General features: G+C 57.8%; 14 protein-coding genes. 5 read left to right on the forward strand and 9 right to left on the reverse strand.

Annotation, left to right across the window (positions count from 1 at the left end; genetic code table 11):
• Window positions 1-96 precede the first annotated feature (96 nt).
• From G8764_RS02495 to G8764_RS02510, 4 genes are all read right to left on the reverse strand, one after another.
• Complete coding sequence (locus tag G8764_RS02495; protein ID WP_166161521.1) at window positions 97-1,479, reverse strand: amidase; 1,383 nt, start codon at window positions 1,477-1,479, stop codon at window positions 97-99.
• Window positions 1,480-1,755: 276 nt separating this feature from the next.
• Window positions 1,756-3,162 carry a DUF3482 domain-containing protein gene (locus G8764_RS02500; protein ID WP_166161523.1) on the reverse strand — a complete coding sequence of 469 codons (1,407 nt, stop codon included), beginning with the start codon at window positions 3,160-3,162 and terminating at the stop codon, window positions 1,756-1,758.
• The gene (locus tag G8764_RS02505; protein ID WP_166161525.1) at window positions 3,159-4,715 is read right to left on the reverse strand and encodes a DUF2868 domain-containing protein; all 1,557 of its coding nucleotides are present in this window, start codon (window positions 4,713-4,715) and stop codon (window positions 3,159-3,161) included. The genes G8764_RS02500 and G8764_RS02505 overlap by 4 nt, the downstream gene beginning before the upstream one ends.
• Window positions 4,716-5,006 carry a YkgJ family cysteine cluster protein gene (locus G8764_RS02510; RefSeq protein WP_166161527.1) on the reverse strand — a complete coding sequence of 97 codons (291 nt, stop codon included), beginning with the start codon at window positions 5,004-5,006 and terminating at the stop codon, window positions 4,716-4,718.
• 242 nt (window positions 5,007-5,248) lie between these two features.
• On the opposite strand from G8764_RS02510, the gene G8764_RS02515 reads away from it, so the two are divergent.
• Window positions 5,249-5,458 carry a DUF3622 domain-containing protein gene (locus G8764_RS02515; RefSeq protein ID WP_166161529.1) on the forward strand — a complete coding sequence of 70 codons (210 nt, stop codon included), beginning with the start codon at window positions 5,249-5,251 and terminating at the stop codon, window positions 5,456-5,458.
• A gap of 14 nt (window positions 5,459-5,472) precedes the next feature.
• Window positions 5,473-5,979 (forward strand): YehS family protein, encoded by a 507-nt coding sequence (locus tag G8764_RS02520; RefSeq protein ID WP_166161531.1) that lies wholly within the window; start codon window positions 5,473-5,475, stop codon window positions 5,977-5,979.
• Window positions 5,980-6,026: 47 nt separating this feature from the next.
• On the opposite strand, the gene G8764_RS02525 is transcribed toward G8764_RS02520, so the two are convergent.
• From G8764_RS02525 to G8764_RS02540, 4 genes are all read right to left on the reverse strand, one after another.
• Window positions 6,027-6,827 carry an alpha/beta hydrolase gene (locus G8764_RS02525; RefSeq protein ID WP_166161533.1) on the reverse strand — a complete coding sequence of 267 codons (801 nt, stop codon included), beginning with the start codon at window positions 6,825-6,827 and terminating at the stop codon, window positions 6,027-6,029.
• Between the two features lie 36 nt (window positions 6,828-6,863).
• Complete coding sequence (locus G8764_RS02530) at window positions 6,864-7,763, reverse strand: sulfotransferase family protein (protein WP_166161535.1); 900 nt, start codon at window positions 7,761-7,763, stop codon at window positions 6,864-6,866.
• Window positions 7,764-7,913: 150 nt separating this feature from the next.
• A complete protein-coding gene (locus tag G8764_RS02535; RefSeq protein WP_166161537.1) occupies window positions 7,914-8,576 on the reverse strand; it encodes a hypothetical protein in 663 nt (220 codons plus the stop codon).
• A gap of 278 nt (window positions 8,577-8,854) precedes the next feature.
• Window positions 8,855-9,580, reverse strand: a complete 726-nt coding sequence (locus G8764_RS02540; RefSeq protein WP_166161539.1) for a polyamine aminopropyltransferase — start codon at window positions 9,578-9,580, stop codon at window positions 8,855-8,857.
• A 256-nt stretch (window positions 9,581-9,836) separates the two neighbouring features.
• On the opposite strand from G8764_RS02540, the gene G8764_RS02545 reads away from it, so the two are divergent.
• The 3 genes from G8764_RS02545 (at window position 9,837) to G8764_RS02555 (ending at window position 14,940) form a co-directional block, all read left to right on the forward strand.
• Entirely contained in the window at window positions 9,837-11,816 is a 1,980-nt protein-coding gene (locus G8764_RS02545; protein ID WP_166161541.1) for an ATP-binding protein, read from the forward strand.
• Between the two features lie 94 nt (window positions 11,817-11,910).
• Window positions 11,911-14,310 carry a DUF7619 domain-containing protein gene (locus G8764_RS02550; RefSeq protein ID WP_166161543.1) on the forward strand — a complete coding sequence of 800 codons (2,400 nt, stop codon included), beginning with the start codon at window positions 11,911-11,913 and terminating at the stop codon, window positions 14,308-14,310.
• Window positions 14,311-14,322: 12 nt separating this feature from the next.
• Window positions 14,323-14,940 (forward strand): cohesin domain-containing protein, encoded by a 618-nt coding sequence (locus G8764_RS02555; RefSeq protein WP_166161545.1) that lies wholly within the window; start codon window positions 14,323-14,325, stop codon window positions 14,938-14,940.
• 207 nt (window positions 14,941-15,147) lie between these two features.
• Here G8764_RS02555 and G8764_RS02560 read toward each other — a convergent pair whose 3' ends face one another.
• Entirely contained in the window at window positions 15,148-17,658 is a 2,511-nt protein-coding gene (locus G8764_RS02560; protein WP_166161547.1) for a cation:proton antiporter, read from the reverse strand.
• Window positions 17,659-17,910: the final 252 nt, after the last annotated feature.

The raw sequence follows: 17,910 nt of genomic DNA on the forward strand, positions 1-17,910 counted from the left end.
CCATCGGCTATTTCGTGAACATTGGTACCGGACTGGCTATTGGTTATGGTCATTATGCTACCCTCCTGGTAGAGCTCCATTCATTTAGAACTCATTTCAGATTACATGTTCCAACAGCGCTGCTACATCCAGTAACTTTGCCTCTGCGCCGGGGGCGCAGACCAGCATAATGCCCGGTTTGAGCCCGGTGACCGGATCGCAATGTCGATGGGCAGGCAGCGTAATCGCAGACAAATTGATGTAGTTGGCAAATGTTTCCGCAGTAAACAGACCGTTGACACCGGGCCGCAGGGAGACCCGGTTCATGCCGCCATGTTTCGGTGCCAGCAAGCCGAGTGTTGGCAATATCAGGATGCCATCCTCGCCCAGTAACTCATGATACTTGCGGCGTGCGGCTTCATAACTTTGAACAATGCGCGCCAGCGTGCCCGACCGGCGCGGGCGCAGCAGTGGCGAGATCAGGAACCACATAAACAAGCCCGGATACACTGTTGGTCGCCCAATTGCCTGGCGCAGCAACTCAGCCGCCGGCCTGAACTTGTTGCTGCTCGAACTCAACCACGCCGTCCAGAGTTCCATCATTTCGCCAGTGACCAGCCGGGGAATGTTCAGGAACAGCCTGCGCACATCGGAAAAGTCATGGCGCTCGAGCGTTAAACCGGCGGCCAGCAACTGCTCAATGCCGTCAGTGTAGGCATTTTCGATACAGGCCGTTCTGTATTTAAGTCGAAAACCGCTCGCAACAAGCAAGCGCACACCAGCCACATCCGCTGGCGCCGGCAAGCGCTGGTGTGCAATCACATCGTAAGCCAGTCGCACGTCACGTACCGATCGCGCCAGCGGGCCTATGCCATTCCAGGTCTCGAAATACTCCCCGCATACCGGCCCGGCCCCCGCCTTGTCCACCGCTCCGGAATGGGGCCGAAAACCCACGACTCCGCAGAAACAGGCGGGTATACGAATGGAGCCGAGAATGTCAGTGCCAAGCCCCAACGGCGAACAACCGGAGCCCACCAGCGCCCCCTCGCCACCCGAGGAACCGCCGCAGGTACGTTTCGGGTCAGCGGGATGGTTGGTGCGCCCGTAGAGGAGATTATCCGTCTCGCCGGTCATAACGAATTCGGGCACATTGCTGCGCGCCATGATAATTGCGCCGGCCGCGCGCAGTTTTTTAACCACTGCGGAATCTTCGCTGCATGCAATTGGACGCATACGACGGGAGCCCATCGTCACCTGACAGCCCTCAATGGCGAAGGTTTCCTTGACGGTGACCGGCAGCCCCGACAGTGGGCCAGGCACGGGATTGCGGGCCTCGGTCAATGCCCGGTCGCGGAAGACCTCAGTGGCGGCGTTAAGGTATGGCTGCTCGCGTTCGATCCGCTCCAGGTGCTCGCGCACGATGTCCAGGCTGCTGCGCTCTCCGGCTCGCATTTGGCGCAGCAGTTCAGTGGCGTCGACGAGGGGATGTGCCTGAGTCATAAACTTGCCCCCCTAAATCGTACCCGGACTGTGAAGACCTAGCATATCCCCACGGTGATTAGCTTGCCACGATTTAAACCAGTGAAATCTTATCGCACCTGCCTGGCCCACCGGCAAGACCCAACCACCACTGTTGCCCGCGGGGCATACGGGTCGCTCGTTGGTGCAGTTCCGCGGCAATTGCGTCGTAGGTAAGCATTCTCTTTAGTGTCCTTTATGGCAAACTCAGGTACTCGAAAATAGCGATAACTGGCTAATTTAAAAGAGTAGTAAACATTACGCCCCGGCGTCAGGCCGGCTGGAGAACTGCTTCTCGATAAGTGTGGCCAGGGTATCCACCAGGTCCGCTTGCAAGCTTTCACCCTTGCGCAATTTGGCAAACAGTTTTTCAAACTGGCGCCGGGTGGCGCTGTCGCTGAATTGCCAGGCAGCGCCCGGGCCGTCGATATCCAACGGGCCGCGATTGGCGTGGGTGCGCTGCTCCACCAGGCGTTGATGCAAGAGTGCGCGGCCCAGCGCCACATAGGGAAAATTGATATTGCGCATCGGCCCGACGCTGACTTCCTGGCCACCCAGTGGATGACCGAGCACTTCGATATTGGCGATGCGATCGGCCGTCAACCAGGCGGACACACCGCCGGCCAGCGCTCCCAAGCCACTGCCCAGCAACAGCGACGTGCCGTGGGCCGCCAAATCAATGATACCGCCAGCCGCGGCGCCACCCAGTGCACCGGTGGCAATCAACTGGCGCCGGGTTAGCCCGAACAGCACCCAGGTCTGGCGAGAAAACAAGTCTTCATCGAGCAGTTGTACCTGGGCCTCCTGGCGTTGCAGCTGCCCGTGATTATAGATCTGCTCGACTTCGTCCCGGCAGTGCCGCTCCATGGTGGCAAGGTCTTGTTTGTAGCTGTCCAGCAGCTTGTCCCGGGTTTGGGTCTCGGCCAGGGCTTCCGCCTCCCCCGTCGCCAGCCGCCGCCGCGCCTGATGGGTGATCATATGCACCAGCATTTCCGCAATCACCCGCGCCGCCAGGGAGCGCCGTCGCTGCTGCTCATCCGTTAGAAACTGCACCGCCTTGGCCAGCGGCGCGCGCCACTCTTCGCGGATTTCACCGAACGCCAGCAGCAGCTGTATGCGCTTGTCGAAATCCGCTTGCAGGGCATCGAAGACACGCACAATGCGAAAATACTGCCCCAGCGCCCGGCTCCACTCCGCCGAATAGTCGCTGTCACCAATCATATTGATCAGGGCCAGGCTGGGCTGGCCGGTCCAGCGCAGGATCTCCATCTCCGCTTCATAGTCTTCCCCAAAGGGCCGTGACCCGTCGACCACATAGAGGATACCCGCACCGGCCAGAATCGGCGCCAGCAGGTGGCACTCGGCACTAAAGCGCGGGTCCCCCCGGTGTTCATCCACAAAGCGCTGCACCGTTGCCGGCCGCTCCACCGCACTACTGGCGTGCCCCTGCATCCATTCCAGCGCCGCCCGGGCGCGCTGGAACCCCGGGGTATCAATCAACTCGTACAACACTTCGCCGTCGACGGTCATGGGATAGCGGCGGTTGTCCACCGTGGTACCGGGCACCATCGAGATGGCCACGCTCTTGTCCTCAGACAGGGTCGAAACAATACTGCTCTTGCCCTTGTTGGGGTGGCCGACGATAGCGAATTCCGGAGTGCTCACTGGCTGGCACCTTTCTTTTCAACCGCCCGGCTTGCCAGCGCCAGGCTCTCCACATGCAAGTTAGGGTCACCCAGCTGGCCGAGGGTCAGCTGCCAGGTTTCCCGGTCCGCGCCAGACACTTGCTCAGCGCCACCCCAGAGCAGCACCAGCAGCGGTTTTTCTTCGCCAAGTTGCTGGCGAATATCACGCAGAAAGTCGAGTAAATCCAGCATCGGCGGCTCCCAGGCCTTGACCAGCAGCGCCAACGCCGCAGGCTTGTCCCGCGCGAGGGCGGCGAGCATTTGCTGATCCTGCTCCAGGGTCTGGCGGCCACCGGCGCGCAGGAATTCCAGTGGCTCGACGCCCATGGCCGCCAACGCCGAACTCACGTCGCCCGCATCGCCGGCAGCACTGCCAGCAGCGGACCAGTCAATCACCGGGCAGCGCAGCGCATAGTGGGCCGCCGCGGAATTTCTGGCGGCACTGCCCGGCGCCAGGGTAAACGCATGTTCCGGCTCGGCCGCGGCGGTGGATACCAGGGGTGAATTCATACGCGCCAACAACTCCGGAGCCCCGGGCAGTTTGCACAGGGCGCGGCCCAGATGATGACGCAGGCGGTACCAGGAAATAGTAAGCGTCAGCAGCCGGGGCAGCAGCCCATAAAAAGCAACCGCGGCAATCAGGAAGGGCCACCATTGCCCCAGGGCAATGGCCAATTCAGGGGTGGCGGCCGGGTCGGCCAGCGCGCCTTCATCCAGCCGATAGTAACGGCTTTGCGCAACCAGTTCGGCACCAGGCACGGCATCCGGCAGCAGGCTGGACCAGGGGGCAGAGAGAGTAACCAAGAGCTGGTGAAAGGTCTCGCTGGTGACCACCAGCGTGGTGCTCCAGGCAAATGCCAGGTCTGAGAAAGACACCAGGAACAAGGCGCTGACCAGGACACCAATATTGAAGCTGACGGCGAACAACTGCGACCAGAGGGAAAGCAGCCAGCGCGTGGCTGGCCCGAGGATGGGAGCATTGTCCGACTGCCAGAGCATGGCCAGGCCCTGCTCTGGCTTGCTGGTAAAGACCCCCACCAGATGGCCGGCGAGGCGTCCGGGGTTGAGGAAACCGAGCCCTGTGCCAAGCTGGCGGAAGAGCGACAGGCGCGCGGGCAGCGCCGCCACCAGCCACAGCAGCAGCAACAGGATCTGGGGCAACACCAGTACCGCCACGGCATTGACGATATTGATCGGCTGCTGGCCGTCGTAATAGAGCACCGCGCTGGCCAGGCCCCAACCGCTGAGCAAACCCGCTACCAGCAGCCCCACATTCAGCCCGTGATAGACACGAACGCCCTGCTGGCCGTAATTTCCTGCCGCTTTCGGTCGCGACTCATGCAGCCAGGCGCGAACCTGGGCGACGGGCTTGTTGCGCCAGCACTCCAGCCTGCGACCCGCAGCCCGATCCCGCCGTTTGCGCTCTTCCAGGTCGACCTCCTGGTCACTGTCCAGAACCAGGCTCAGGTCAATGAGGTCGGCCAATAGCGCCCCGGCGGAGCGGGAGGATTGTTGTGTTTTTTTATTTGGCATCTACTGGTTCGCGGCCCGTTCGGCAATACATTCGTATCCGCCCATCTGCAGATCACGGCAGACCTGCGGCCTGTTGTGGTAGATCGTGCACATCATGCTGTGTCGGTCCAGGGCCGCACACCAGCCATCATCCAACCTGGCCATACGCTCCCCGCCCCACTCATCAATCTCAATATAGCGTTCTGGCACCCCGGTATCGCTAATCAGCAGCACCTCCAGGCGGCAGCAACAGGCTTCACAGCTGCTACAGCTCACCTCGGCCTCGGCAAGTGTTTTAACCTCGATGGTCATAAGCCGCCTTAATATTGTTAGCTTCGTTATTGGTGGGGAAAGACTCCGTTATACCCGCAGCGATTAAAATCCTGCTATCTGCATCAGTTTACTCTAAAATAGGCGCCTTCATCGACCACCATCTCTCCCGACCCTCCCCCACCGGAGAACGGAACGGAGACAACTGAGCCGAGAGACCTGAAGCTTGTCTACACTGAGCGCCTATCCACACTGAACATCGATCCACACTGGACACCCCTACCATGAGCAACAAGAAGTACCAGATCTACACCAGCCAGGAAGACAACAGCTGGACAGCCGGCATCACCCGCAGGGTGAGCAAGACCAAATCCGTCGTCACCAAGAGCCAGCAGGGGTTCACCAGCGAAGCTGAAGCCACGGCCTGGGCGGAAACCGAATTGCAAGCGTTGTTAAAAGTGCAGGCCGAGCGCAACAAGCGCCACGCCCGCTAGCGGGCCGGGTAAGCATGGACAACAATGATATTCTGCGGCGCCTGCGCTACGCGCTGGAACTGAACGACAACAGCATGATCCAGATCTTTGGCCTGGCGGGCCTCCCGGTGACTCGGGAGCAGGTCAGCAACTGGCTGAAAAAAGACGACGCTGCGGATTATGAGGCCTGCAATGATCTGCAGCTGGCCACTTTTCTCAACGGCTTCATTATCCACAAGCGCGGCCAGCGTGACGGCGCGGAATACAAGCCCGAAAAGCGCCTGAGCAACAACCTGATCCTGGTGAAGCTGAAAATTGCCCTCGACCTCAAATCCGACGATATGCTGCAATTGCTGGAGCTGGCCAATTTTGTCCTCAGCAAGCACGAGTTGAGCGCCTTCTTCCGCAAGAAGGGTCACAAGCATTATCGCGAGTGCAAAGACCAGGTACTGCGCAACTTTATCCAGGGCATACAGTTCAAGTATCGGGACAAGAAAGAATTGAAACCGGTGTTTAGCTGGAAAAAGCCTGACCAGAGTTAGCCTTTACGCCGGTTTAACTCTGCCTGGGGCGATCTACTTTCTACCGTTTAGTGGGCCTGCAGCGCATCCGTGAGTGCTTGATAGTATTCCGGAAAGCGTTGAATGTCGTTGTGCCCGGCACCTTCGATCACCTGCAATTGCGCCGGCGCCGACATCAGTGCCAACAGAGCCTCACTGTCGGCAACCGGGATTGTGCTATCGCGCGAGCCGTGCAAGAACAGCGTCGGCATATCAATTTCACCGATTATTTGCTCTGTATCCAGTGGGTACTTTAGTACTTGCGCCGGTATCCAGGGGAATTCCCGCCGGGCAATCTCCCGCATACTGCGGAAAGGGGAAACCAGAATCAACTGCGCCGCGTCTACATGGCGCGCCAGCTCAACCGCCAGGCTGGTGCCGATTGAACGGCCGTAAATCACGACCGGCTTGCCCGCATAGCGCGGCGCAATCAAATCCCAGGCAGCTCTTACATCCTGATGCAATTGAGCCTCACTCTCGATCTGGCCAGTACTCTTGCCGTAGCCGCGAAAATCAAAGATAAACAGGTCGTAGTTGACCTTCTGGTAATAGCCTGTATTAGTTGTCCAGGTTTCCAGGTTGCCGGCGTTACCGTGAATAAAGAAAACCAGTCCTTTAGGGTTGGCCTGGGTAAAATGTAACGCGCTCAATTCTGCGCCGGCGACGGGCACCGCTACTTCTTCAAAAGGGTATGCAAACTCGAACTTGTGGTCGGCCGGCAACTTCGATGCCGGGAATATTAACTGTTCCTGCTGCAAATAGATGGCCAGCGCCAGGCCGCAATAAACCGCCAAACCGATCGCGCCCAACGCTAAGACTGCTTTTTTCATATCCGGGACTCAAGGAGAAAACAAGGCTGAGAGCATCTACGACACAACAACTGGCGAACCAATCAAATTGACATTGCTGTTCTTTTCCACCACGGCTATTGTCGAGCCAGGCGCAGCACTCTTGGGCAAGCTAAAATCAAAACCGTGTTTGCCGGATTGTGAAATTCCGGCTTCCACCAGATCGGCCCTGAAGTTCTCGGCGGTCAATGTGGCAACGGCAACTCCATCCACTAAAACGTCCAGCATTACCGGTTCTTCCGTTGCCGCCGCTTTTGCCCAGCCAGAGACATGCTGGTTGCTGGCCTGGTCCAGATGACCGCTGATACTTATCTCCTCAAGACTTTTCTCTTGCTTTGCCTGGGCAGACCAGGCCACATAATCCGCAGGACTTGCGGAAATCGATCCGACAATCTTTTCAAGATTGGCTTCGGATTTATCCAAACCCAAAAAATTTAACAGATTATTGGCGTACACAGCAGGCTCAATCAGCATCTTTTCATAAGACACCAGCATGTAATCGATATTGCTCCTGGCAATAAAATTCAACACCTGTTGGTACTGCTTGTTGGATTTGATCATGCTTTGCAAGACATCCTGGTCCAGGGCCTGTTCCTTGCGCAGGGCGATCGCATAAATATCCCTGAAAACAAAAATATACTTCTTTGCCCGGAATAGCTTATCTACCCTGTTTAAATCGTTGACTGCATCCGGCAGCTTCCAGGCAAAAAGCTTATGCCGCGAAGCATAATCTGCCACAATCTCTTCAAAACCGCGCCAATTTCGCGACCGGAAGCACTTGGCAAGCTCGGTATCTTCAAAGATTGGCTTGTGACTGTGCTCACCCAGTGAAATACCGATCGCGTCAAGGGAAGCCGCTATCGCCGAAGTGCCGCTGCGATTAATTCCGACGATAATTATTGCTTGACCGTTGACCATAACTTGCTCTTTACAGCACCACTGTTGAGACAATTATATCGCTCTTAATCCATCCATGCACCAGCGACCGGTCAGTATTCGTAGATAAAAAAGCGCCCTAAAGGATCTCTCCTGAAGGGCGCAAGTAGCAGAATTGTAATTTATAGCGGGTTACTTCAGCAGCTCACCCAATCCGGTTCTCTCCAGGTAGGTCTCCACCCTCTCCAGGCGTGGCTGGCCGGGAAATTGTGCGTTTTCACCCTGGGTGGTCAAACGCTCGGGCAGGCTTTTCGAAAGCTGATCAGCTTCGGCTTCAAACCTTTTTATCTCCGCTGTGCTGACTTTACGGCCATCTTCCACATGACCGGCAACCGGGCAGCGTCCATCGCGAACCATACGGGTATTGCCCCAGCCGATTATACGACCATAGCCGCCGTTTTCTCGCCACTCGGTCCAATCCTTGAACGCCATATCGCGTCGGCCATTAGTGGTATGAAACAGCGTCATATGGTCGTGGCCGACATCGTTGGCGTAATCCCCGGTCATCTTGACTTCATCGCCTTCCTGGTAGTAACGCCCGTTCCAATCCGGAAATGTCAGTGAATACCAGGTGCCCTGGATACTGGTGCCAATCTGGGCATAAGGCAGAAAGCACAATATCTGGGTGGCCCACTGGGAATGTCCAGCGGTTGGGTCATTATAGTAGGTTATGCGCCAGCGATTACCACCATCGAACACGTTGGGCCGTGGTACAGCTGAATGCGCCAGTGAAGCTCCCATTAAAGTAGCAAGTGCAATGGCAATTGGTGCGCGGTATTTTTTAATATTCATCATCTTTACTCCAAATCATTATTGCTCGTAGCGTGATTGAAATTCGACTTAGGTACGCCACTGAAGGCTGGGTACGAAAGCGAATGCTGCAATTACACGGTACTGCTAACGGATCTGGATTTAGAGGTAATATTTCACAAAATACCGGTGAACATTTTCCTTTTAAAAACGCGATCTGCGCCACAGCTCGCGGTAACTGTGACCTGGGCGCGCCCGGTAGCCAAGCTAAATGGGATTGAATTGAGGGTTAATCAGGGATCGTTCAGGAAGGCTGCGTTACTTCAACCGCCCTTCTGACAAACATACACCGAGTTGGTGGACTCACAATTTTGCAGGGGGTTATAAAAAGAAATCACATGGGAAACCACATGCGCAAATACCGTGCGCAATAAAGCTTCAAAGTTTTGTTCCGGTAGATTCTGCGACCACATGGCAAACACACCGTTGGGCTTGAGCTGCTCCGCCATCAGCGCCAGGGTATCGGTTGTATAAAAACTGGCGTTGGCGGCATTGAGGAATTCCGTGGGAGAATGGTCGATATCCAACAGAATGGCATCAAATTTTTTACCGTGGGCATTGGGGTCAAAGCCGGTACCAGGGGCGACAGCCAGATCAAAGAAGCTGCCGAGCACATAGCGATTACGCGCGTCGGCGTTGAGCATCTTCCCCAGCGGCACCAGCTCATCCCTATGCCAACCGATAACGGTATCCAGGGCTTCCACCACCAGCAATTCTGCAATTCGCTCGTCTTTCAAAGCGGCCACAGCGGTGTAACCCAGGCCCAAACCGCCCACCACAACACTCAGCGCCTCCCCCTCTACCGCGGCCAGACCAAGAGTGGACAACGCCTCTTCCGCCTCGACGAACATGCTGGACATCAAAAATTCTTCGCCCAGCTTAACTTCATAGATATCTCTGTCACCAAACACCGGCATGCGGCGCCGGCGCAGTGAGATCTCCCCTAACGGCGAGGCCTGGCTGTCGATTTCTTCGAATAATGGGGGCATGGTTGATTTTTCCTGAGCTGGTACGCGGACGGCAATAATACTTGCTAATAGGGCTGCTTGCCATTGTCCAGGTGCGAGCCCCATGGCGACGGGCCCTTGCCACATCAAATGATCAGAACGAGAAGCGGTACATTGCGGTTGCGCTCAGTGCAATAGGGCGTAAAAATAGGCGTCAGATCAATGCTGTAACCAAAGTGAGCTGGAGGACAGCCCGGCCCCCCCTGCTGCGCATGACTTCCGATGACCGGAGAAGACGATGGCAAACGATGTTATGGCAGATAGCCTCGCTCGAAGCCAGGCTCGTTGGTTTGTCGGACGCAAACGCGAGTGTGCTCTGCTCGATGAATTGCTGAGCGACTCCCCCAGTCGAGTCCTGTATATAAGCGGCCCAGGCGGAACAGGTAAAAGCTGTCTACTGCATCAACTGCGCGTGCTCGCCGATAAGCAGGGCATTGAGAGCGTGTACCTGGACGCCCGGGATGTCATAGCAGAACCGCAATTGGTGAGCGCCGCAATCACGGCAGCAGTGCCAACTTTGCTCACCACCAACCAAAGCACCGTCAATGGCCTGCTGCTGTTGGACAGCCTGGAGTACTGGGACTGCTTGCAGCACTGGTTTGCACATCAGTTGCTGCCAACATTGCCGGACACATTGCGAATAGTGATCGCCAGTCGCTCAGAACCCGTTGTTAGCTGGCTTACCCACACGGCCTGGCGACAGGTGATCTGCCACCTTTCCCTGCCGTCGTTCAGTGACAGCGAAGCGAGGAGGTTTCTAAGAGGCGCACAGTTCCCCACTCAATACCACGCCCAGGCACTGGCTATCAGCCGCGGCCACCCGCTGAGCCTGGCCCTGATCACCCAGCTGGACTTAACGGCAAGTGGCAACAAGCTCGACCTGAGCTCGGTGATGTCTGACCTCGCCGCCTGCTACTTGAACGATGCATTGAGCGCCGAACAACGCCAAGCCATGGAGGCCGCGGCGGTAGCATTGCGCCTTGACGAACCGCTATTGCGCGCCATGCTGCAGCAACCGGTACGCAGGTTACACCACTGGCTCAGCCAACAGACCTGCATATCGCGCACCTCGGAAGGTTTATTTCCCCACGATTTGTTGCGCCAGGCTGTGGTCGAGGATCTGCGCCAACGCGACCCGCAGCGTTACGACGAACTGGTGGCCAGGGCCGATCAGCACCTGACGGAGAGAATGAAAACCGCAACTCCGGAAAACCGACTCCGACTCGCCTACCAGTCATTATTCGTCAACCGCGCAACAAATGTACTGCAGCAGAGCTTCGAGGCGGAGGACGCTCCGCTCTATGCCGATGTTGCCAGCAGCACAGACCTGCCCGCACTTAAGGCGATGACCAGGTGCCATGAGGGACACAGCGGAGAGGAAAACCTTGCCTATTGGTATCGGCAACAGCCGGAGTCAATTACTGTGTTTCGCACCCCGGAACAGCAACCCTTGGGCTATATGCAAGTTCTTTACCTTGATGGCGACAGCGATTGTGGCGATGATCAACTCAGCCGCGCATGGCTTGGTGAACTGTCGCAGCTGGGTATTCACAGCCAAACAAAGTTTTTGTGCCGGCGCTGGATGGATGCAACCGCCTACCAGCAGCGCTCCCATGTGCTGAAGCAAGTCTACGTGAGAATGATGACCCATCATATTATGCGCTTTGAGGATTGTGTTATGGGATGTGTAATGCCCGATGATCCACCCAACCGGGCACTTGCGGAAGCCTCCGGGCACGCCCTGTTGCGAACCCGAGGCACACTGGTTGCCATCCATCACTATCAACCCAAACACACAATCATCGATTGGTTGCAAACCCTGCATTCCAGGTTGCGGGGCGGCGCTGGGCCAGCTCCGACCCTGGCCCGTCACGAGTTCGATAACGCCCTGAAGATGGCACTTAAATATTTCTTGAAACCCGCTAAGCTGCGCGACAATAAGCTGTTGGAGCTGGCGTTGCTCGGCCAACCCGCCGACGATATTTTTGCGCTGCGGGAACTGCTATCCCAGCACACCAACCAGCTTGCCCAAGCGACCAGGACGGCGCCCCTGGCAGCTGTGCTGGACCGCACCTGGCTCAAACCCTGCTCCAGCCAACAGGCCGCTGCCGAATCGCTGAATATATCATTCAGCACCTATCGGCGCCGACTGGCACAGGCCGTTGACCTGCTCGGTGAGAACATATGGGAGGCAGAGCAACGCCTGCTGCAGGAATAACCCAGGCTCTGGAAAATTGAGCATTTTATGGCGTAGAAAGTGAGTAGTGATATGGCATAGCCTCAATCGGGCATACCTGAATCGAGGATTGCCCATGTTAGCTCGCAAAGCCTTCCGCGTTATGCTCGCCTGCTGCACCGCCGCTTTCATCCACAGCGCCCATGCGCGCCTCGTATTCACAACCCTGGACGGCGACTTCAACAACGCCGTGGTGCAGTCACTGGTCAATATACCCGGGGCCTCCGAGGGCGATCAAACACTGGGCATCAGCAGTGGCGGCGTTCAGTTTGACTTCAACACCAACGCCGCCGCTGGCCTGTACAGCGGTGTTTTCGGCGCTCTTGGCTCACCACAGCTCACCTCCTTTTTCCCCTCGGGAATCACCCTGAGTATCTCGCCGCCGGTGGCGGCCATTGGCTTCAACTATGCTCTGGCAGAATGCCATGGCGAGATTATCGTGCAGGGCGAGAACAATTTGCAGGAACAACACACCTTCCAGGACGGGCAGAGCAATCTTTTTGTCGGAGCCTCGGATATTGGTGCAATCTCGGCGGTGACGCTGAACGGCAGCTGCTTTGCGGCGGCCTGGTCTGAGATGCGCTTCGTCCCCGGCAGTGTAACGCCGCCCACCGAACAGGCGGACATCGGCACGACCAAAACCGGGCCACTGAGTACCAGCCAGGCATTCAGTACCATCAACTACACCATTGATATCGATAACGCCGGGCCCGATAGCGCAAGGAATGTGCGGGTAAACGATTTTCTGCCACTGGGCACAGCGGTGATATCAGCAACCCCCAGCCATATTGTCACCAACAACGGCCAGGTGAGCATCCAGGTGCTGGGCGATATCGGCGACCAGGGCACAGGCCAGGCAGAAATAGAAGTATCTATCCCGCCCTTTGCACCAACCAGCGGCAATCCCGCGGTATTCAACTGCAATAGCGTGCTGACCAATGTCGCGATTGGCACCACGGAATCCGCGGACACCAACAGCGCCAACAATTTGCACTTGACCAATACCTACTTCGATCGACTGTCTCGCACGGGGGTGATGGAGGTATGTGACAACGCCATCGACGACAACTGCGATGGCCGCGTTGATTGCGGCGACAACAACTGCGCCAATAGCCCGCGCTGCCGTGCGCCGCTGATTCAACCCAACCCCACCAATAACCCGCCACTGCCCTGCCCCATTACAGTTGTCGGTGCCAGGGTTTGCCTCAACAACGGCGGTCCGCTGGGCTTTCCCACCGATGGATTACCCGATGACGGCCCCGATCCCAGGGAACCCAGCAGCAGTTGCCAGTTTCCCAACCAGCATGGCCTGGTGGAACGACCCGCCTGCTGCTGCGAGAGCACCGGCGCCTGCATCGAGGTGTTTGGTTCGGCGGGGGCCGGCGCACAGGCCTGCGGCGTGCCCTTCGACCCCAACTTTAAGACCTCGGTGCCGGCGGTAAACGCATTCGGCTATGGGTTTACCAGTGCGGGAATGCAACACAACTACACCATAACCTACGAAAACATTGGCACCGCCGATGCCCACGACGTGAAAGTTATCGATGTGCTGGCCGCTGAACTCGATGTTAGCACTCTACTGGTCAACAACGGCGGGCTGTACGATGCTACGAATCGGACTATTACCTGGACCGACCCGGTAGTGCCCCCGAATGACCCAAGAAGTGTAAGCTTTCAGGTTAATGTTGACAGCGCGGCAGTGCCTGGCACGCGCATTCGCAATGCCGCCACGATCATATTCCCCGATGCGGTGCCGCCGTCACGTATTGACACCAACTTCGTGGAGCACGCCATACGCCATCCCCTGGCACCCATAGAGCCGGATCTGGGCGTTGTAGGCTGTGAGCGCACTGGGCCAACTGAAGATACCTGGCGCGTGCAGTTGTTTAACAAGGGCTATGGATACGCCTACCACACCACCGCCACCCTGGTGACTCCTCCTGACGGCATCGACGTCACCGACCCCACCGCCAGCTTTGGCCGTCTCGACGAAGGTAGCACCGATCCGGCCCAGCGCGGAACCACCATGCCCGCGGCGCTCAACCGCAGTCTGGACACGGTTGAATTTACCAGCCTGGTCGACAACCCTTGCGCCGCCCTGACCTGGCGTATCAGCTATGCAGAGAGCCTCAACGGCCCTCTGCAAACGGTGGATGTGCAGGTATTGGAAGATGGCGACAACGATGCCGTGGCGGACGAGCAGGACAACTGCCCCAACACCGCCAACCCGGATCAACTGGACAGCGACAACAACGGCGTCGGTGATGCTTGCGAGATACAGGAAATTTGCGGTGACCTGAACCAGGATCAGGCCGTCGATGTTAATGATCACCGCCTTATTCGCAGCCAATTCGGTCTTTGCAGTGACGCCACAGAGTTTAATCCGGAGGCTGACCTGGATGGCAACCAGTGCGTCAACTACCAGGACTACCGGCTCTGGTATCGCTGCTATACCGATTTTCGCAACAACCCCTAACAGGAGAGCTCCATGAAAAGTCTAATGATCGCGGCACTTCTGGCTTGCCTCAACACCGTCTTCTGCAGCAGCGCCAACGCCCTGTTGATCAACCTGGACATCAGTGACAGCGATGTGCGTGTCGGAGAAACCTTTACCGTCAATGTAGGCATCAGCGACGTGTTTGGTGGTCTAGCTCCGCTCGAGGAGGTCATCTTCTTCGGCTTCGATGTTGTCAACAACGATCCAGTCGTTTTGCAGTATCTGGGCGCCACAGTGCAATCACCCTTTCTCGACGACTCAGCCTTTTTTATCGACACGGATGTAGCAGGCTCGGCCTTTGCCGGCATCCCCAATACGCCGGCGAACTCAAGCCTTGTGCTCGCCAGCCTGGACTTTCTGGCACTGACCGTAGGCAACCCAAGCCTGGGGATAGCCTCGGACCTGACTGACCCTAATGAAGGCCTCGGCTATTTTCTTCGCGGCAATCTTGATATTAGCAAGCAAATACAGCTTGATATTCGAGCGGCAGCATCGGGTGTACCCGCTCCCGGAACACTGCCTATATTGGGTTTAGGCCTGGTATTGCTTGTTGTGGGTTATCGTAAAAGGTCAGCTGTAAAAGGGGGCGGGCTGAAAATGGATCGGTGACGAATTTTCCGACAAGCCAGCCTGCACCTCAGCCGATTTCAATAACTGACCGCGGGTAATGACTTAACTGGACGGCGCGGACGGCGGAGGTCCATTGCGCTGCGTTCTTCTCCCACGAGTCGAGAATATGTTCCTCACTATCATTAGGTCGACTCATTGTGCTTTCCATTTCCATGTACAGGAACCCCTATAGCTACCGGGTCTATGTCATCCAGGATCAGAGTCATCCAGAACAGTCCCGGGATCGATACCGCAGCGAATGGCGCTCTCTTGCACTGCCGCCCGTATCATCGGGCTGCTGGCGAGCAGGCGGCGGAACGGCCGTTCGGACAACACCAGCAGAGTCGTGGGCACGATCGCCCTGACCTTGATACGCTTGGGCCGGTGCGGCAGCACCAGCATTTGGCCAAACATTTCGCCCCGGCCCAGGCGCCAGGATCGCCCCGAGGTTTCCACTTCGACAGCGCCGGAGGCGATGAAATACACGTTTTTCTCCGTACTATCCCTGTCCACAACCGTGGTTCCCGCAGCTACGTAACGGGTCTGCAGGCTGCGGCTCAAACGCTCCAGCGCCACCTCGTCGAGATCGGCGAACAGCGGAAACTGTTGTACCAGCTCGGCGCGCTGTAAAACCAGGTCAAGATTCGGGCGCTGTTCGGCAATGCTGCGTCGCGCATGAATGTCCTGCATCAGTGCCGTATACACTTCGGTGCCAATCAGTCCGTCGGCGCGCAAGGCGGCGTACTCCCGCTCCTCCAGACGCAGAGCCGTGCGGCGAATAAAGCGCCGGCTGATTTCTTCGGCGTAGCCGGGGAACTGCAGGCGCAGACCATCGAGCGCCGTTTCGACCATCTCCTGGCGACGGCTCAGAATTTCTTGCAACAGCTTCGCCACCCGCCGGCCGTGCAGGCGCCGGATGCGGGCTTTAATAAAGCCCTCCAGGTCGCGCAGAATCACACGCTGCGAAAGCAGTATGCCGAAGCGCTTTGAACTCATCTGCGCGAGCGGTGCCGACCAGTGCAAGTGATTGTGGGCAAACAGTGCGGCGCGATAAGACCGTCCGTACCTGAGATTGCGGCGAGCCGCACGCTGATAGCCGACACGCCCGCCGGTGCGTGCACCTTCGATCAGGCGGCTGGCATCGGCAACCGCGCGTTCGGCCAGGCGTATGGAAAACGTATGTTCGCGGATACGGTCAAGGATGGCGTTGCGCTCCGCGACCGCCAGTGCGATCAAACCGAGGGTGATGCGATCGCGCTCGAGCACGCCGGTGTTATCCTCGGCCTTGCTCACCGCCGCGTCGAGACGCTCGGCAAAAAGCTTGGCTTCCGAGCGCCGCAGATCCTGTGGCAGATCAAACTTTGTCGCGGTATCACGCATTTCATCGCGCACCGTCTGTAACGCCACCGCAATCACCTGGTCAGACACGGCCTGATCGATGGGCGAGAGCCGGTCGAGCCCGAGACGGCTGATCACTGAGCGCAAGGTGGCCCCCTGCACCAACAGCGTGAACAGCACGAAACCGGTGGCGAGGATACCCACCAGGCGTTTGACCTCGACCGGTACGGCAGGGTTTTCGGTGACGGCCAGCGCCAGCGCCAACGTTACCGCGCCGCGCAAGCCGCCCCAGAGAATCGCCACCCGATAAGGCACGTCCACCGCCGGCGAGAGCCGCGCCAGCGACAGCAGTGGCATCAGCCCGAACAGGATGGCGATACGCGCGATGACTGCGGCCGCGACAACCACCAGAATCAGTTTTATATCGCCGATTTCCACCGCCTCGAGCAGCCGGGGAATCAGCAGTGCGGCCAGGATAAAGATCAGCGCCCCCGCCCAGTGCGCCAGCAGGTCCCAGGTTTCCCGCAGATTTGTCCAGGACACCGGCGGCAAGCGGCTGGGACCGGCCAGCGACAATGTGAGGCCCGCAGTGACCACGGCGATAACGCCAGATGCCCCCACGGTTTGCTCAGCACCGATGTAGGCAAGATACGGCAGCGCTACCGACACCGAAATCAAGGCTCGATCGTAGCGTGCGAACAGCGCCATGAACCACAGCGCGATGCGCGCGGTGACCCAACCGGTGAGCGCCCCGCCGATAATCAGCAGCGGGAAGCGCGCCAGGGCACTGCCAACCGAGGGATCGGGCACGTTGAGCATAACAAAGCCCATAAACACGCCGAACAGCGCAATCGCGGCCGCATCGTTGAGCAGGCTCTCGCCTTCGATGATTCGCACCAGCCGCTGCGGCGCAGCAATGGAACGGAAAATGCTCACCACTGCCGAGGGGTCGGTGGTGGAGACTATAGCACCGACCAACAGACACGCGGTCAGCGGCAGCGCGCTCGCCCAAACCAGCCCATAGCCTACCGTAAACGTTGCCACCACCACTGCCAGGACTGCCAGCACCAGTATCGGCACCCAATCGTCGAGCATGCGCAGCAGATCCATGCCGAGCGTGGCCTGAAACAACAGCGTCGGCAGGAATACGTAGAGAAACACGTCTGCCCGTATTGGCAGATTGAGAATCGCCTGCGCGACCGGGTTCAGGGCATCGGTCAGCTCAGTGTTGAGAAAAAACGCAGCCCCTGAACCAATCAGAATGCCGAGCACTGCGAGCATCGCGGTGTAAGGCAGGCGCAGCCGGTTTGCCAATGGCTCCGCTGCCGCAATGACCAAGAACAATGAGGTGATGATGGTGGTAAGTAAGACGATATCCATAAGTAATAAGCGTTTTACCCTGGCTGCGGGTCGGTTGCGGGGGCGAGGCTGGCGCCCCGTCATAAGGAGCCGAGGGTCTCGCTCCTTGTTGCCTGATCGCCAAGTATATCCGCTAGTTGCTGTGCGGTGGCATTTTTAGTGCCTGTCCTTGATGTCTCTATCGGTGCCTGTCCTTGATGTCTCTATCGGTGCCTGTCCCTCACTTTTAGTGCCTGTCCTTGATCTTGTCTCTATCAGTGCCTGTCCTGGATA

This window comes from Pseudomaricurvus alcaniphilus (genome assembly GCF_011440395.1).
In the GTDB taxonomy this organism is placed as follows: Bacteria; Pseudomonadota; Gammaproteobacteria; order Pseudomonadales; family Cellvibrionaceae; genus Pseudomaricurvus; species Pseudomaricurvus alcaniphilus.

Bases quoted from the DNA above. Each gene is read 5' to 3' on its own strand.
- G8764_RS02555 (WP_166161545.1), top strand. From the start codon at position 14,323: ATGAAAAGTCTAATGATCGCGGCACTTCTGGCTTGCCTCAACACCGTC.
- G8764_RS02535 (WP_166161537.1), bottom strand. From the start codon at position 8,576: ATGATGAATATTAAAAAATACCGCGCACCAATTGCCATTGCACTTGCT.
- G8764_RS02560 (WP_166161547.1), bottom strand. From the start codon at position 17,658: ATGGATATCGTCTTACTTACCACCATCATCACCTCATTGTTCTTGGTC.
- G8764_RS02510 (WP_166161527.1), bottom strand. From the start codon at position 5,006: ATGACCATCGAGGTTAAAACACTTGCCGAGGCCGAGGTGAGCTGTAGC.
- G8764_RS02495 (WP_166161521.1), bottom strand. From the start codon at position 1,479: ATGACTCAGGCACATCCCCTCGTCGACGCCACTGAACTGCTGCGCCAA.
- G8764_RS02545 (WP_166161541.1), top strand. From the start codon at position 9,837: ATGGCAAACGATGTTATGGCAGATAGCCTCGCTCGAAGCCAGGCTCGT.
- G8764_RS02520 (WP_166161531.1), top strand. From the start codon at position 5,473: ATGGACAACAATGATATTCTGCGGCGCCTGCGCTACGCGCTGGAACTG.
- G8764_RS02525 (WP_166161533.1), bottom strand. From the start codon at position 6,827: ATGAAAAAAGCAGTCTTAGCGTTGGGCGCGATCGGTTTGGCGGTTTAT.
- G8764_RS02540 (WP_166161539.1), bottom strand. From the start codon at position 9,580: ATGCCCCCATTATTCGAAGAAATCGACAGCCAGGCCTCGCCGTTAGGG.
- G8764_RS02530 (WP_166161535.1), bottom strand. From the start codon at position 7,763: ATGGTCAACGGTCAAGCAATAATTATCGTCGGAATTAATCGCAGCGGC.
- G8764_RS02505 (WP_166161525.1), bottom strand. From the start codon at position 4,715: ATGCCAAATAAAAAAACACAACAATCCTCCCGCTCCGCCGGGGCGCTA.
- G8764_RS02550 (WP_166161543.1), top strand. From the start codon at position 11,911: ATGTTAGCTCGCAAAGCCTTCCGCGTTATGCTCGCCTGCTGCACCGCC.
- G8764_RS02515 (WP_166161529.1), top strand. From the start codon at position 5,249: ATGAGCAACAAGAAGTACCAGATCTACACCAGCCAGGAAGACAACAGC.